The organism is Paenibacillus amylolyticus, assembly GCF_051136285.1.
Taxonomy (GTDB): domain Bacteria; phylum Bacillota; class Bacilli; order Paenibacillales; family Paenibacillaceae; genus Paenibacillus; species Paenibacillus amylolyticus_F.
Genome location: NZ_CP194938.1, coordinates 5,483,347 through 5,498,378 on the forward strand (window position 1 = coordinate 5,483,347; position 15,032 = coordinate 5,498,378).

14 protein-coding genes are annotated in these 15,032 nt (G+C 45.9%); 7 read left to right on the forward strand and 7 right to left on the reverse strand.

All coding sequences use genetic code 11. The features are described from left to right. The first annotated feature begins 274 nt into the window (after positions 1–274). The 3 genes from ACR8BL_RS23850 (at position 275) to ACR8BL_RS23860 (ending at position 3,936) form a co-directional block, all read left to right on the forward strand. Positions 275–1,558: an XRE family transcriptional regulator gene (locus tag ACR8BL_RS23850; protein ID WP_434749831.1), complete on the forward strand. Its 1,284-nt coding sequence runs from the start codon at positions 275–277 to the stop codon at positions 1,556–1,558. A 1,016-nt stretch (positions 1,559–2,574) separates the two neighbouring features. After that, positions 2,575–2,994, forward strand: coding sequence for a hypothetical protein (locus tag ACR8BL_RS23855; protein ID WP_434749832.1), 420 nt, complete (start codon positions 2,575–2,577; stop codon positions 2,992–2,994). A 147-nt stretch (positions 2,995–3,141) separates the two neighbouring features. Next, a complete protein-coding gene (locus tag ACR8BL_RS23860) occupies positions 3,142–3,936 on the forward strand; it encodes a hypothetical protein (RefSeq protein WP_434749833.1) in 795 nt (264 codons plus the stop codon). Between the two features lie 178 nt (positions 3,937–4,114). Here the strand turns inward: ACR8BL_RS23860 and ACR8BL_RS23865 are convergent, their stop codons facing one another. The 3 genes from ACR8BL_RS23865 to ACR8BL_RS23875 all read right to left on the reverse strand — a co-directional run bounded on the left by ACR8BL_RS23865 (position 4,115) and on the right by ACR8BL_RS23875 (position 6,716). Beyond that, complete coding sequence (locus ACR8BL_RS23865; protein WP_434749834.1) at positions 4,115–4,774, reverse strand: hypothetical protein; 660 nt, start codon at positions 4,772–4,774, stop codon at positions 4,115–4,117. Positions 4,775–4,802: 28 nt separating this feature from the next. Beyond that, positions 4,803–5,621 (reverse strand): class I SAM-dependent methyltransferase, encoded by an 819-nt coding sequence (locus tag ACR8BL_RS23870; RefSeq protein ID WP_434749835.1) that lies wholly within the window; start codon positions 5,619–5,621, stop codon positions 4,803–4,805. A gap of 63 nt (positions 5,622–5,684) precedes the next feature. Then, positions 5,685–6,716, reverse strand: a complete 1,032-nt coding sequence (locus ACR8BL_RS23875; RefSeq protein WP_434749836.1) for a helix-turn-helix transcriptional regulator — start codon at positions 6,714–6,716, stop codon at positions 5,685–5,687. Between the two features lie 139 nt (positions 6,717–6,855). On the opposite strand from ACR8BL_RS23875, the gene ACR8BL_RS23880 reads away from it, so the two are divergent. Next, a complete protein-coding gene (locus ACR8BL_RS23880; RefSeq protein ID WP_434749837.1) occupies positions 6,856–8,289 on the forward strand; it encodes a glycoside hydrolase family 1 protein in 1,434 nt (477 codons plus the stop codon). 73 nt (positions 8,290–8,362) lie between these two features. Here ACR8BL_RS23880 and ACR8BL_RS23885 read toward each other — a convergent pair whose 3' ends face one another. After that, positions 8,363–8,575, reverse strand: coding sequence for a hypothetical protein (locus ACR8BL_RS23885; RefSeq protein WP_434758275.1), 213 nt, complete (start codon positions 8,573–8,575; stop codon positions 8,363–8,365). 22 nt (positions 8,576–8,597) lie between these two features. Then, positions 8,598–9,251, reverse strand: coding sequence for a phosphatase PAP2 family protein (locus ACR8BL_RS23890; protein ID WP_434749838.1), 654 nt, complete (start codon positions 9,249–9,251; stop codon positions 8,598–8,600). A 148-nt stretch (positions 9,252–9,399) separates the two neighbouring features. Between ACR8BL_RS23890 and ACR8BL_RS23895 the strand changes: the two genes are divergently transcribed. Next, positions 9,400–9,969 (forward strand): hypothetical protein, encoded by a 570-nt coding sequence (locus tag ACR8BL_RS23895; RefSeq protein ID WP_434749839.1) that lies wholly within the window; start codon positions 9,400–9,402, stop codon positions 9,967–9,969. Positions 9,970–10,188: 219 nt separating this feature from the next. Here the strand turns inward: ACR8BL_RS23895 and ACR8BL_RS23900 are convergent, their stop codons facing one another. Together ACR8BL_RS23900 and ACR8BL_RS23905 are read right to left on the reverse strand one after the other, a co-directional pair. Then, on the reverse strand, positions 10,189–10,968 hold the full coding sequence (locus ACR8BL_RS23900; RefSeq protein ID WP_434749840.1) for an AraC family transcriptional regulator: 780 nt from the start codon (positions 10,966–10,968) through the stop codon (positions 10,189–10,191). 30 nt (positions 10,969–10,998) lie between these two features. Further along, the gene (locus tag ACR8BL_RS23905) at positions 10,999–11,583 is read right to left on the reverse strand and encodes a LysE family translocator (protein WP_434749841.1); all 585 of its coding nucleotides are present in this window, start codon (positions 11,581–11,583) and stop codon (positions 10,999–11,001) included. 477 nt (positions 11,584–12,060) lie between these two features. On the opposite strand from ACR8BL_RS23905, the gene ACR8BL_RS23910 reads away from it, so the two are divergent. Together ACR8BL_RS23910 and ACR8BL_RS23915 are read left to right on the forward strand one after the other, a co-directional pair. Beyond that, complete coding sequence (locus tag ACR8BL_RS23910; protein ID WP_434749842.1) at positions 12,061–13,074, forward strand: substrate-binding domain-containing protein; 1,014 nt, start codon at positions 12,061–12,063, stop codon at positions 13,072–13,074. After that, positions 13,055–15,022, forward strand: a complete 1,968-nt coding sequence (locus ACR8BL_RS23915; RefSeq protein WP_434749843.1) for a cache domain-containing sensor histidine kinase — start codon at positions 13,055–13,057, stop codon at positions 15,020–15,022. Before ACR8BL_RS23910 ends, ACR8BL_RS23915 begins: the two co-directional genes overlap by 20 nt. Positions 15,023–15,032: the final 10 nt, after the last annotated feature.

Sequence of the window (15,032 nt, forward strand, 5' to 3'; positions counted from 1 at the left end):
TTGTACGTATACATCTCCCCTATTGTAAAACAATTACGTTCGAAACGGAAACCGTTTCGTCAATTTTACTCGAAGGATAGCACGGGGGTGGCCATTCGGCTTTCATTTTGGGATGATAAGTTTAATAAGCATGAGAATGATGTACTGGATGAAGAAGGCCAGATTCGCTATAATCAACAGTTAGGCTTGATAGCAAATGACGAATCGTACCAATGAGATGATAGACTCTCTATAGAGAAAGAGTATACCTTCATAATGAAAGGATAGACCTGTTATGCTGAAAGAACGGATCGAGTTTTTAAGCAAACGAAAACAAATCTCACGTAAAGACCTCGTAGAAGGTCTGGTTACGCAGGCACATTTCGCAAATATCCTTGCAGAGCGTTATCCACTGCCTGAGGATTTGGCCGAGAGTATTGCAGAGCGCTTGGGTGTAAGCTCCTCCTATCTATTGCGGACAGCAGTCCAGGATGAACAGACATTGGCACGAGCAGAAGCGATCTTTGTACAGATGTCAGTTCCAGCCTCGGCGATCCCGGAGGAAACGGTACATGCTCTGGAGGATCGGGATGATTCGCTCACTGTGGAGCTGACGACAGCTCTAATGAAGGCAGTGTACTATCAGCAGTTAAATGACGCTGCTGCGCATGAATATATACATACATCGTATCTTAATTTTTATTTGGAGAAGTATGGCCGCCCGGATGATGTGCAGCTACCACAACCACTTACCAAAGCTTTGCTATTTTACAAAATCCAATATTATCGATCCAAGCAGGCGTTTGTGGACGTGCTCACTCATGTGACAAGACTGAGTGCCCTGACGGAACCAGGAAGCGAGCTATGGCTGTCGATCCAGAATATTCAGATGGAGGCTTATATCCATACCCGGCAGTACGAGGAGGCAAAGCGCATATTTGAGCAGACGATGAAACATGTGTATGATCAGCGGTTGTTTCATCGTTTGTCCAGTCTGTATGTAGCATACAGCGGATATTGCTTTACGATGGGACTGTTGCAGGAAGCTTTGTCCGCATTGTCGATGGCTGAGGCGAATCTTGTCTACGCCGGGAATCAGGGAGATTTGGTGACAGCCATTGCGAACAATCGAATTGTCATGTTGACGATATCAGGGGAGTTAGATCAGGCACAGACTGAGATTGAGAGATTCGAAAACCTGCTCCAGGCAGAAACGAAGGAGACACAGCAGACGATGAAGCCGTTGCTCTTGGTGTATCGATGCGAGGTTGCCTCAGCCCGAAAAAACTGGGGCATGCTGGCACAAAGTGTCGATCAACTGCTCAGTTGTGCTGTCACAGAAGATCAGCGGATGAACGCTGTCTTTTATCAGAGTCAGCTAGCGCTGGCACACGGGGAGCAGGACACATTTTTAACTCAAGCCCAGGCTTGTCTGCCGTATTTTGAGTCTGTGCAGCAGTCGTTACGTTTGGAATCCCTATATGAAGGGTTGGCTGTGGTGAGTGAGGATCAGCGGCGGTACAAAGAGGCGGCAGGTTATTATCGTAAGCTGGTGTATTTGCTGCGGAAGTCACAATGAAGGTAAGAGAGTAAGAGAGTAAGAGAGTAAGAGAGTAAGGGATTAAGGAGGCGAGGAAGCAAAGCAAGCAAGCAAGCAAGCAAGTAAGTAAGTAAGTAAGTAAGTAAGTAAGTAAGTAAGTAAGTAAGTAAGTAAGTAAGTAAGTAAGTAAGTAAGTAAGTAAGTAAGGTACCTTTAGAGTGTGCAATGGAGAAGTTAGTCTCTCCGGCGAGTTTGTTTTTCTAACGATCTCCAGAGACGTTATTTAGGCGGTTTTTCATGTTTTTATTTTCTAACGATCTCAGGAGAGCTTATTTCGGATAAATGATGCGAAAATGGACGTTTATCTGGGGTTTTCAGCAAAATAAGCTTTCTGGTGATCGTTACAATTCCCGAAAGCTTTATATCTCTCAAATAAGCTCATCTGAGATCGTTAGAATAAATAAGCTGTATGGTGGCGGCTTACTCTTGGAATAAAGCATAAATATTCAATATGCATTTTTGACAAACAGTGAATTCTTCATATATTTATGCTTGTGCTTTATTCAGGTAAGATATACACAGGGGATATGTGCCTGGATAGGTGGGGCAGGCTCGATAATTATCTTGAAAAATGTATTTATTATGTATTATTTAAGTGTAAAAGTAAATGTGTATGTATATGTATATGTATATGTATATGTATATGTATATGTATATATTTATATTTATATTTATTCATTCATGTTTGCTAGATATGTACTTATATATATTAACGTTCCATCTAAAAATGGGTACTTGACCGCTCTTAGTAACGGTATTTTGATGCAATCAAGAGGGCAATGTTACAAAAATAAACGTCTCAGTGCTCATTGAAGCGGGGAGAACGTTCTTTTTATTGTGAAAAACAAGGTATGAGCACAAATAAACCGATCAAGTTGTGTCTGTAACAGACGCTTTTTGCTGGTTTTTTTGTATGTGTCCAGATGTGTATTCAATACATTAATGTTGTGTTTATAATTAATCATAGCCAATAAAAAACAAACGAGGTGTTTGATATGATGGGATGGTTTAAACGTAAAAACAAACAGGAAGATGCTGTTGCCAAAGCGGATCGTGTGATGAATAAAGGTCTCACGGGCATGATGATGAAAGGTTTTGTGCCGAAGGAGCATCGGGATGCGATTAATCAAAGTTTGGACTCTGCTAAACAGGCACAGCTGGCTGCCAGCGGTTCGTTGCCTCTAACGGCGACTGGAACGGTGCTCAGTGTAACGGATACAGGGAAATTGATTAACTTCGATCCGATTGTGGTGCTTGTGCTTGAGGTGACTGAAACGAGTGGCCGCACCTATCAGCGCACGATGGAAACACTGGTGTCCAAGCTGCAGATTCCGCGTGCTGGTGATCGCGTTGGTTTGGGACAGAATCCGGCCAATCCTTCTGAACTGATCTATATGGGACTTCTGTCCGTTTAGATGGGCGGTAGGACGAAGAGAGTGGGAAGCGGACGTTTTACTAGCTAATAGATAGGATTTAATTGGGATTATCAGTACTTAAATTACAGATAACAACGATAAGTATATATAGTTAGAATGAAAATAGATATAGATAGGATGATAGAGATGAGTCGTTTTTTTAGAGTAATCGGTTTACTTATGGTGTTTGGGGCGGGTTTCTCCCCCGTAGTCGCTCAGTGGCTGTGGGATGATCCGTTTATGGTTATGCAATCGTGGTGGTTTAAACCGATGATTTTTGGAGGCATTGGTTTGATGGTCATTGGATCTATATTCGGTACAAGCTTGGGACAGCGCAAGATCAAATCAGGATTGCCAGCAGTTGGTGTGATCCAAAGCATACAGCAGACGGGCACCTATATTAATGAACAACCGGAAGTGAAAATGATGCTGAAGGTGTCTCGCCAAGGCCGGGAAACGTATGATACCGAACTAAGAACCATTGTTCCTTTAACCTCGCTGTCCCAGTTTCAGCCGGGAGCAGTCATCCCGCTTGTCGTTTCCGAGAAAGATGAGCGCAAAGTCGGGCTGGATCAGCAAGGAACGGTGTCGCAAGAGCATATGCAACAACTGTTGAATGAAAAGATGATGCAACAAGGTATAGCACCGGAGATGGTGGATATTGCACGTACAGGAGAGAAGGGGTTCGCTAAAATTCTGGACGTTACTCCTATGGGAAGTGGACAGAATGGCAACATCAAGCTACAGCTTAAACTGAGTATTACGAAGCCCAATGGTGAAACCTTTGAGACGATTACACAAAAAGAAATCTTGCCCTCTGCGATATCGCAGGTTCAGCAAGGGCATATCATTAACGTATTTTATTTGCCGCAGGATCCTTCCAAGGTTGCTCTTGCCCTTCAAGTGCAGGAGCAGCAGCTGAATCAACTCTTCTCGTCCTGATCTGCTTATTTTGATCTTCTTAACTTTAGAATCACTTTAAAAAAGCTGTACAAAATGGAACTGTAGCGTTCTCCCGGTTCCTTTCAGGAAATTAGAGTTGTATTTTCGAGTGCCCTCCCCAAGTCAAGACAGACGATTAACGGGGAAGGCACTCTTTCTTTATCCCCCTATAGGCAAGTTAAGAACGAGTGCTTGAAGGAGAGCGCATTAGCATTTCCCGGAAAGAGTGAAAAAGAGGCTGTGCATAGGGTTCAAGCTGTTTCCGGCGGGTCTGTCCCTCTTCTGTTAATATATCGTGATCGAACCATACGACAGCATAATCCTTGTCGTCATTTGGTTTACTCGTATCCCAGCAGACAGGCCCCGCATGATCTTCATAGGAGGCAAATGGAATATATCCCGCCTTGATGAGTGATTCCGATGATGACCAGAGTTCACGTAATTCCCGCAGAGGGTAGTCAGAAGGTAGATTTGGTAATTCGATCATAAATCCCTCATAACGAAGATAGACATTCAGAACGTATCGGCTGCTCAGATAGGCGATATACAGCGGAGGCAGGGAGAAAGGTGAGCTATACTTATCCGAGCCAGGCTTAATATAACTAGCAATTAATTCGTTAATCTGTTCTACCGTAACGGAAGAGTCCAGCATTCTCCAGCGAACCCATTCTTCTTCATCAACCTCACCATCCTGCATATCCGCAGGCACGCCATAGTCCTCTTCTTGCATTTTGGCTGGATGAGACATTAGAATATCCCGGTAAGGAGAATCGAAATATGTGTCAAGCCAGCTTTTGATGAAATGTCGATCTCGTTCCAGAACTTCTTTGTTAATCAAAGTGGTCACAACCTTTTAAGGTTCATATTTAAACAATGCCGATTCGCATGCGATAAGAGAACAGCACTTCTTTTGAACTCCCCGCAAAAACAAGCTCCGCCTGACGTCTGAAATCATCCGCCATATCCTTCAATTCCGTGGCGCCCAGCTTCAGAGCTGTCTGAAGTCCGCCTTGACTAAGAGCCAGGTTGGCATAACGCTCGGCTGTGAATAGCTCGCGATGATGGAACACTATTTCCCGGTTGTAACGGAACAGCCCGGATTGCTGGATCTGCTGTAAATGGCCTTCTTTACTCCATTTATGTGCCTGCTCCTCTGCACGCGACAGACGTGAAGCAAGTTCATCTGCTGTGCTCACAAGTTGCTCGTATGCTGTTTCAAGCTGCCAGTCCAGTACAGGCGGCCAGTCACAGTCGTAGGCGGCGAAAATGCCACCTGGACGCAGCACCCGTGCAAACTCACGTAAGGTGGATTCCGGCTCCATCCAGTGAAACGACTGGGAACACGTCAGAATATCTACGCTGTCATCCGGCAGGCCGAGGTCATGGGACATGCCTGGCGCGAAGCGAAGCTGATCCGGTTTGCCTGCGGCTTCCCATTTCGCAATGCCTACGGAGCGCATATCCTCACTCGGCTCCACACCAATTACTCGCTCGGCATGATCCAGCCAGATCCAGGTGGACAAACCGGTACCGCAACCGACATCAGCCACGAAGCGGGGCCTCTTGCCCAAATAATGAGTCAGAATATCAACGACTTCACGGGGAGCAGAAGGTCTATTTTGATCATACAGTGTGCCAAATCCTTTAAAACGTTCCACGTTATTATGTCTTAGCTGTTGATTCATGTGTGTGCCTCCCAACATCGTTGAATTCCTGTCGATCCTATAACCAAATGGTATAAATGCATACTATATTGTAACATCATCCTCTGTGTTCTGCCCATCATCTTCCAGTAAATGTGTGAGAGCCTCCTGGTGTCTGCGAAGCAGTTCCCTGCGTACTGCCTTAGGTGTGACTACGGTTACTTTCGAGCCAAAGGACATTAGAAAGGAATACAGCTGTTCACCCTCATCAATTGGAATAGAAACCCTAAGCTTCCCGTCCGGCTCTTGCTGAATCATAGCGGGATCAAGCAGGTCGTAAACACGATAGGCAGTCGTTTGTTCAAACAGAAGTTCGATCGGAAGCTCTTTCTCAGGCGGTTGATTAGACGGTGTATCAGTATCTTTGTTTTTTCCATGAGGTAGATCTTCCTTAATGATCTCTTCCCCAGCATCCCCCGCTATGGATGTCATCGCGCGCTCATATGGGCCGGGTACAAAGCGTAGTTTCGTAATACGTTTAATTTTGTATGTGACAAAGGTATTAAGCGAATTGGATGAATTGGATGTTACAGGCTGGAAATGTTTCAGACCCTTGAAGTACCATGTATTGTTTTTAAAAATCAACTTCACGGGCAGCGCTGTCTCCTCACTCGCTTCTCCATTGGAATCGATATAGTGAAACGAGAGTAGCTCGCTAGCGAATATCGCCTGTTTTACCTGATTAAAGAGCTGCATTTCTTGCTCGGGAATACTGCCCCATGGAGAATACTCAAATTCAATCCAGTCCAGTTTGTGATCAAAAAGGGTCGTTAACCTGCCCAGCATCCGGGCACTGTTCAGATGAGGAATGGCGCTGACGCTGTACAAGCCCAGCAAAATTTCATTCTGTTCATCCTTGCTTAGCAGCGACTTGTCCATCACATAGTGATCCATTAGATGAATGCCGCCGTGCTTGCCCGTTGTAGTATAGACGGGGATACCTGCCGCACTTAGGCGGTCAATGTCCCGGTATACCGTGCGAACCGAGATTTCGAACAGGCGCGCAAGTTCGGGGGCGGTTGTTTTCTTTTTTTCCAGCAACAGCAACAACATTCGGAATAATCGGTTATGTTCCATGACAGAATTATATCATGACAACCCTTGTCAGGGTATGGGTGTTACACTTGGACTATAAAGTTATAGTTCTCAGCGTATTTCAGTGGATTGAAGATCAGAGACTTGCTCTCAGCAGTCAACATTAGAGGAGGAACACATCATGAAAATGAAAGACGGATTCTTTTGGGGCGGCGCAACGGCTGCCAATCAGTTTGAAGGCGGATGGAATAAGGACGGCAAAGGGCCGAGCACATCGGATATGATGACAGGCGGAACACATACCACGCCGCGCCGAATTACACCTGTACTTGAAGAGAATACCTATTATCCGAGCCATGAGGCGGTTGATTTTTATGGACATTATAAAGAAGACATTGCCATGATGGCCGAGATGGGTTTCAAAATGTTCCGTATGTCGATCAACTGGTCCCGCATCTTTCCGAATGGTGACGATCTGGAGCCAAACGAAGAGGGTTTGAAGTTCTATGATAAAGTCTTTGCCGAGTTGAAAAAATACAACATTGAGCCTTTGGTGACGATCTCCCACTATGAGACACCGTTTGGCCTGACACAAAAATATAACGGCTGGGCTTCTCGCGAAGTGATCGAGTTTTACATCCGTTACTGTACAACCTTATTCAACCGTTATAAAGATCAGGTAAAATACTGGCTGACCTTTAATGAAATCAACTGTCTGACGATGCCACTCGGTGCCTATATGGCAGGTGGATTGTTGTTTGAAGGTAAAGAAACATTGACGGACGGAGTCGATCAGCCACAGACTCGGTTCCAGGCGCTTCACCATCAATTTGTTGCCAGTGCCAAAGCGGTGAAGTTGGGGCATGAGATCAACCCGGATTTCAAAATCGGTTGTATGGTTGCTTTCATGACAACGTATCCGAATACGTGCAATCCCGATGATATTTTGCTTGCGCAGAAGAAAGATCAGCTATCCAACATGATCTGTGGCGACGTACAGGTTCGGGGAGCATACCCGGGATTTGCCAAACGTTTCTTCGCAGAAGAAGGCATTGAGATTCAAATGCAACCGGATGATGAGCAGACTCTGCGTGAGGGCTGTGTAGACTTCTACTCCTTCAGTTATTACATGTCTCTTGTGGAAAGTGCAGATGCGTCGCTGGACAGAGCAGAAGGCAACTTGCTGGGCGGTATCAAAAATCCGTATCTCGAAGCCTCCGACTGGGGCTGGCAGATCGATCCGAAAGGACTGCGCTACACGCTGAATCACCTGTATGATCGTTATCAAGTGCCATTGATGGTCGTGGAAAATGGTCTCGGTGCTGTTGATGTCATAGAAGAAGATGGTTCCATCCAGGATGACTACCGGATTGATTATCTGAAAGGTCACATTGAGCAGATGAAAGAAGCAGTTGCAGACGGCGTTGACCTCATTGCCTATACGATGTGGGGCTGCATTGACCTTGTGAGTGCTTCGACTGGCGAGATGAAGAAACGTTATGGTTTCATTCATGTCAACAAAGATAATGATGGCAATGGTGATTTGAGCCGCACACCGAAGAAAAGCTTTTACTGGTACAAAAATGTGATTTCTTCCAATGGTGAAGACTTGTAAATTTGAATGAAGCATATTCTATAGAATTGTGTTCAATTATGAATTAGTAAAAGGGGCTGTCCCAAAAGTCATGTTATGATTTTTCAGCCCCCACTTTAGACAGGAGTTCAAGCAAGAGAGAAGCCTTCAAACCCACTTTAGCGGTGGTTTTGAAGGCTTTTCCGTTCAACGTTTGGGACTGGCTTATCCGTCGGTACCCTTTTGGGACAGCTCCTTTTTTGCCGTGTGTTAGACTGAATGGGCAGAAAAAGAGTGAAACAACAGGCTCTTTATCTTCAAAAGACACATCAGGCGGGCATCGCTGTAGATTAGGCGAAACTTTTGGCTTGTAACTGAGACAGCCGCTGCAAATAACGTCTGTAGAACCAGATGCAGGTGGATAACCAGCACCCGCTCAGAAAGTAACCGCCAACGATGTCACTAGGGTAATGTACACCCAGATAGATCCGGCTAATACCTATCATCAGAATAAAGCCTGTACTGGCTACAATCATACATACACGCCCTGTAAAGCTAGGGATATGCTTCCAGATCAAAAAAGCAAGTCCGCCATACAAGCTGAATGCAGCCATGGAGTGCCCGCTCGGGAAGCTGTATCCACTCACTTCAATAATACGATGGATGGTCGGACGCGCCCGCTGAAATACAAGCTTGAGTAAAGCATTTAACACGGTTGAGCCGATCAGCACGCTGGCGAGAAAGAGCAGTTCGCGTTTGTAGTGCAGGAAAACATAGAGGATCAGCATGACAATGGCTGTAATGACAACCACTTGAAGCTCGCTGCCAATCCAGGTGAAAAATTGCATGAATCGAGTCATGCCAGGCGATTCCATACCTTGAATCCAATTGATTAGTACTGCATCAAAGCGGTGAATCTGGTTGTCGCTAATCGAGAGCGCTATCGTGATAAAAGCGAGCAAGCATAACGCTGCAACCAGCAGCGGAATTGAGATTTTTTTCATGTAATTGTGTTTCAAATGTTGAGTTCCTCCGTGATGTATGATGTCTTAACATAGTGTTAACATTTTACAATAAAACAAACAAAAACGAAAATGGAGGCGTTAATTAAGATAAAGGCAATCTAAGGGTAACTCAAGGGGAGGCATGAGGATGAGAAGAATCATCACGACCGTATTGGTTCTGATGTTGTGTGCAACAAGTGTGATCGTTTGGTCGGGAGAGCGGGCATATGCATGCAGTTGTGTGGATTCGAATGCCAAGGAGAAGCTGGAAATGTATGCCTCGGTATTTACGGGGAAAGTAGTCGAGATCAGTGGGCCTTCTATATTCAGCAATGAGAAGAACAAGAAGTACACACTGGATGTGGACACGGCATGGAAAGGCGTAGATGCAAAAAAGATGACCATCTTGATCAGTAGTCTGGGAGAGGGCGCTTGTGGAACAACGTTGACCAAAGATCAGTCTTATTTAATCTTCGCCAATAAGAATGATAAGGATGGCAAACTTCACAGTAGTCTGTGCAGCGGCAATCTGCAGCTGGAACAGGCTGGAGAGGCGATAAATATGCTGGGTAAGGGCACTCCAGTAAGCTCGGATGATTTCAAGAGCAGCAGCGGATATCGCAATCCGTGGATGAGCGCACTTTATGGCGGAGGGGCAGTTATATTACTTGTGCTGGTAGGTGGATGGCTGTGGAGAAAGAAGCGGCGGAGAATCTAATGTGGTAGCATTGTCTATGACATCATAGTTGACAGGTTTGAGGGCAAATAAACGAAATAACAGAACCGGCAATGAGTACAGCTTAAAGTAGAATTTGCCAGAAAAAAACCCTTATGGACGTGAGCACGTTCTGTAAGGGGTTTTGTATTTTGTGACTGCGTGTTTAACTGTGTTTATGTTTTTGTTTTGAGCATCCGTTCATGATGTTTAACCTTTATACTAACGCTGGAGCTGCAACAGATACTCATACGCGGTAACACCGAATACTCGCTTAAAATGTCTGTTCAGATGTGTCAGATCCACGAAGCCACATTCGGCGACAGCGGCGTAGGTATCTTTGTGTTTTTCAAGGGATTGGCGTGCGTGCTCAACCTTGCAGTTCAAGAAAAATTGATAGGGTGATATTCCGGCATGCGCTTTGAATTCACGAATAAACTGAAACTTGGACAGGCCGAATTCAGCCGATAGATCATCCAGTTTCAGCACGTCTGCGGTGCTGCAAAACATAATCTCTTTTGCTTTGCAAACGAGACTGTCCTGAGGTTTCCAGAGCGTTGCCGGCTGTTCTTCCTGGGTGAGCATTTGCACCAGATCATATAGCCGCGTGCTGCACTCGGCCTCATCTTGTCTGTGCTGCACGGCATCGTTGAGCATCAGAATGCTTCGGGCAAGCTTCGGATCATAGACGATAGGGCTGGTGAAGCGCAGTTCTTTTTTGCCCATAATCTCCTCGACTAATTCGGGTCTCAAATAGAGCATCACATAGTCGATGCCCTCTCGATCATAGGAACTTCCATCATGGAACTGTTCCCGATTAAACAGCATGACACCATTCGGATGTGAGGCTTGATAATGACCGTCCAGGTGATATTGCTGGATACCGCGCAGCGTTACACCTACGGCATATTCCTCATGGCAATGCTTTTTATAAGTAAAATCGGTGAAGCTGGCGGACAGAGCCAGCACGTCTTCTGATCTTCTGTAGCTAAAATGTTCCATTCCGCACACCTCCGCAGATCAAGTAAGTCGTTAGATAAGACCTGACACAATAATAGCTGAGTATATCAAAAAGAGGGCCATCAGCATACTGCATGTTCGCTGGTATCGATTCAGCAGGGATCGAAAGACAGTACCGAACACTACCCAACTGGAGTATGCCAGAAAACCAATACACGTAATCAGCATAACATAGTAGAACGCAGACCAGGATTTCGCAGCGACGTAAGGAAGTACATAGGCTGGAATGACGGTAAAGGTAAACAGCACCACCTTGGGATTGACAAATTGCATCATCACACCGTTCCAAAAGCCTAATATGGCTTGGGGAGCGGCTTCAGTAGAGCCCATTCGATAGACCTGATAAGCGAGGTACAGCATGTAGATGCTGCCAATGATCTGCATGACTTGTAGTATGCTCGGCAAGATGTCAGCAAGAAGCTGATTCAGAAAAGCTGAAGCAGTAAGCAGCAAGCCAAAAGCCAGTGTGGCTCCCCAGACATAAGGCATGGTGCGGCGTGCACCTACTTTTTGTGTGGAGGAGAGAATGACAATGTTACTAGGGCCTGGCGTAAATGTGACAACGATACAGTAAATTAAAAAAGATAGTATATTCATCGTGAACTCCTTCTTTGATGCTATCACTTTGAACTAAAGATTTTACACAGTCCACTCCGATGACAGAATACCCTTTCAATCGCTGTTATCCCCAGATTTTTTAGACTCCCTTCTCCAAAGGGAAAAATCCGGTGATAAGCGTATGCTTCCGATGTAGCTTTCTTTCAGAAAGCTTTTAGGCGACCTCTCCGCTTTTTCAGGTTTTTTCTGTCCTCTCCGTTAATGTGTAAAAAAGTAGCTCAACTAAGATAGAAGATTATTGTCGCAATCATACGGCAGAGCAGACCTTAGCTATAGTACATTATTGCAATTGAGTTTTGGGTCATGGTTATGTCTCCTGATCAGCTACCATTTATATAAGTTGAATTTCTCTTTATACGTTAACGGAGAGGTTCCCTTTTTGAATGATTGCGTTTACAATCTATAACGGAGTGAGGGTGTACAAATAGACATAAACCACTTGAGGAAGTGAACGAGATGAAAAAAATGCTGCTGATCTATATTGTATTGATTGCGGCGTTTGCGTTGTATGTATTGAGGTTTGAATATACCAGTCAGGTGAATAGCTCGTGGGAAAACCGCGGGCTGCGCGGTGATCTGGGTGAGACTTACATGATGATTACGTTTCAGTCCGGGCTGGAATATTGGAAGAGTCCACTAAAAGGTTTCGAGGATGCTGCGGATGCGCTTGGCGTGACTGTCGAATATCGCGGGGCTACACGGTATGATGCCAAAGAGCAGACTACGGTGATTGAGCAGGCCATTGCACGTAAACCTGCGGGCATTGCCATATCAGCGATCGACCCGAAATCATTGATTCCTGCTATTAATAAAGCTGTGGAAGCAGATATTCCTGTGATCCTGTTCGATGCAGATGCACCGGGGAGTAAGGCATATTCATTTTTGGGAACAGATAATTACAAGGCGGGCGTAACGGCAGCGGATAAAATGGCCGAACTGCTCGGTCGTGAGGGAGAAGTAGCGGTATTAACGTTACCCGGACAACAGAATCATGAGGAACGAACCAAAGGATTCCGTGAAACAATTGAACAACGATATCCTTCCATGCAAGTGGTTGAAGTGGCAGACGGACATGGGGATACGCTGAAATCCCGTGACGAAACGATCCGGATGATGATGGCACATCCGAAGCTGGCGGGTATATTTGTAACCGAGGCAACGGGAGGAGCCGGGGCTGGGGAAGCGGTGCAAAATGCAGGCTCAAACCATGGTCAGAAGTTGCACATTATTTCTTTTGACACGAATAAAACTACACTGGATCTGATCCAAAACGGCACGATATCCGCTACGATTGCACAAGGAACCTGGAACATGGGATATTGGTCACTTCAATATTTGTTCCATCTGCATCACCACTTGACCGTTCCCGCGCCTTCGCCATCTGGAGAAAACGCACCGTTGCCTGTAACGGTAGATACGGGGATCTCTGTCGTGACACGTTCGAATGTGGATGATTATTATGCCAAATAATCAGAAAACCTGGCGCTCTGTAATGGGGAATGGTCTACGTCGCTTGCGTCTGCGCAACATGCCGTTACGGTATCAGCTGATGCTGCTGTTTTTACTTTTTGCGATTGTGCCATCTGTAGGCTTGGGTCTGCTCGTGAATTGGACGGTAGAACGGGTGGTGGAGCGGCAGGTTGAAGGTCATACGATGCAACTGATTGGCAAGGTCAATGAAGCGCTGAATACCAAGATGGAGAACTTGCAAAATATGACATACCTGATTGCGTTTGAACCGGATGTCAATGCATTCATGGATAATAAGATCAGCGGAGATGGAGGCGGAGGCAAACGTGAACGTGAACCCATTGAACCACCAGCCAATCAAGTTTACACGGAATCCGAGCAGAATCGGTTGTATGGCATCAAGCAGACCTTGCAAGGATTCACCACGTTATATCCGGAGATAGCCGGCATCGTGCTTGTGAACAGTAACGGTGACTATATTAGCAACGAGATGTACCCTCGAACGGAGCAGCGTTTGACCCGGGAAGATTGGTATCAAAAAGCTGCAGCGCAACCAGGTATTTTCACGGTGCTCGGTCAGCCGCAGGAGCGCAACATGACAACCCATGTGCGGTATAAAAACGATGAGATCGTATCGGTTGCCCGTTCTGTCACGGATGAAACAACCGGGCTGGTGAAGGGAGCCGTGCTGATTGACCTCAAGCTGAGGTCTGTTTCACAGGCAGCACGCAATGTGAAGCTTGGGAAATCCGGGTATGTCATGGTTACGGATGCGAAAGGACAAAGTGTATACAAACCGGAGCATCCGTTAATTGAACAGATCCCGACGAACTGGTTTGTTTCCGGGGAGAGTGGAACGTTTACGAAAGAGGTGGATAGCGAGACCTTATTATTCATGTATCAATCCTCTACCTTTACAGGTTGGAGAACGGTAGGGGTATTCCCGACCAAAGAGTCCATATCCGAGGTGCGGCAGATTCAGTTTTACGTGGTCAGCTTTGTCTTTGTGGTGTGTCTGTTTGGTCTGAGTGCATCCTTATGGTTTTCGCGTTCGATTGCCCAACCGATTTTCCGGTTGATGTCATATATGCGAAGGGCAGAGACGGGCAATCTCAGTGCGGGCCGCTGGAGTGATCGAGCAGATGAGATCGGTATGCTGGGCAACAGCTTTAACCGAATGCTCAGTCAGATTCGTCAGTTAATCTCGCTGAATGAGCTACGGGAGCGGCAGAAACGGGATGCGGAGATGCGTAGCTTACAGGAGCATATCAAACCTCATTTTTTATATAATACGCTGGATACGATTCACTGGATGGCTCGAAAAGAAGGGGCTGACGGTGTGTCCGATATGGCCTCCGCCTTGTCCCGTTTGTTCCGGATCGGGCTGAGCAAGGGTCAGGATTATATTCCGCTACACTCGGAGCTGGAGCATATCAACAGTTATTTGCAGATTCAGCAGACAAGGTACCGGGATCGTCTTCATTGTACCGTAGATGTCCCGGAAGAATTGCAGAACTTGTATGTGCTCAAGCTGTTGCTCCAACCATTGGTGGAAAATGCAATTTACCATGGTATTAAAGGTAGACGTGGCCCAGGTCATATTGTTATTAGAGGGAATGTGCAACAGGGGAGACTTCATCTGACGATTCAGGACGATGGAGCCGGAATGACCAGGGAACGACTCGCAGAGATGCTGCAGCTGCTCGATATGCCTATGGAGAGTCTGGAATCGACTTCACCGGAGTGGACAGGCAAAAGTTATGGGATGCTGAATGTACAGGCACGCTTACGATTATCATTCGGTAGTGATTATGGGATTTTGCTGCACAGCAAGCCGAATGAAGGAACCTGTGTTACAATTGTCCATCCGTTAATGCGGGAAATGCCTGCGACCGTAATTCCCCAGATTGAGCCGCCGGATAACCAAGATCGACAGGAGAAGGAGTGAAGAAGGCCGT

Excerpts from the sequence above, each read along its gene's own strand:
- ACR8BL_RS23850 (WP_434749831.1), top strand. The coding sequence starts at position 275 with ATGCTGAAAGAACGGATCGAGTTTTTAAGCAAACGAAAACAAATCTCA.
- ACR8BL_RS23855 (WP_434749832.1), top strand. The coding sequence starts at position 2,575 with ATGATGGGATGGTTTAAACGTAAAAACAAACAGGAAGATGCTGTTGCC.
- ACR8BL_RS23860 (WP_434749833.1), top strand. The coding sequence starts at position 3,142 with ATGAGTCGTTTTTTTAGAGTAATCGGTTTACTTATGGTGTTTGGGGCG.
- ACR8BL_RS23870 (WP_434749835.1), bottom strand. The coding sequence starts at position 5,621 with ATGAATCAACAGCTAAGACATAATAACGTGGAACGTTTTAAAGGATTT.
- ACR8BL_RS23875 (WP_434749836.1), bottom strand. The coding sequence starts at position 6,716 with ATGGAACATAACCGATTATTCCGAATGTTGTTGCTGTTGCTGGAAAAA.
- ACR8BL_RS23880 (WP_434749837.1), top strand. The coding sequence starts at position 6,856 with ATGAAAATGAAAGACGGATTCTTTTGGGGCGGCGCAACGGCTGCCAAT.
- ACR8BL_RS23890 (WP_434749838.1), bottom strand. The coding sequence starts at position 9,251 with ATGAAAAAAATCTCAATTCCGCTGCTGGTTGCAGCGTTATGCTTGCTC.
- ACR8BL_RS23895 (WP_434749839.1), top strand. The coding sequence starts at position 9,400 with ATGAGAAGAATCATCACGACCGTATTGGTTCTGATGTTGTGTGCAACA.
- ACR8BL_RS23900 (WP_434749840.1), bottom strand. The coding sequence starts at position 10,968 with ATGGAACATTTTAGCTACAGAAGATCAGAAGACGTGCTGGCTCTGTCC.
- ACR8BL_RS23905 (WP_434749841.1), bottom strand. The coding sequence starts at position 11,583 with ATGAATATACTATCTTTTTTAATTTACTGTATCGTTGTCACATTTACG.
- ACR8BL_RS23910 (WP_434749842.1), top strand. The coding sequence starts at position 12,061 with ATGAAAAAAATGCTGCTGATCTATATTGTATTGATTGCGGCGTTTGCG.
- ACR8BL_RS23915 (WP_434749843.1), top strand. The coding sequence starts at position 13,055 with ATGATTATTATGCCAAATAATCAGAAAACCTGGCGCTCTGTAATGGGG.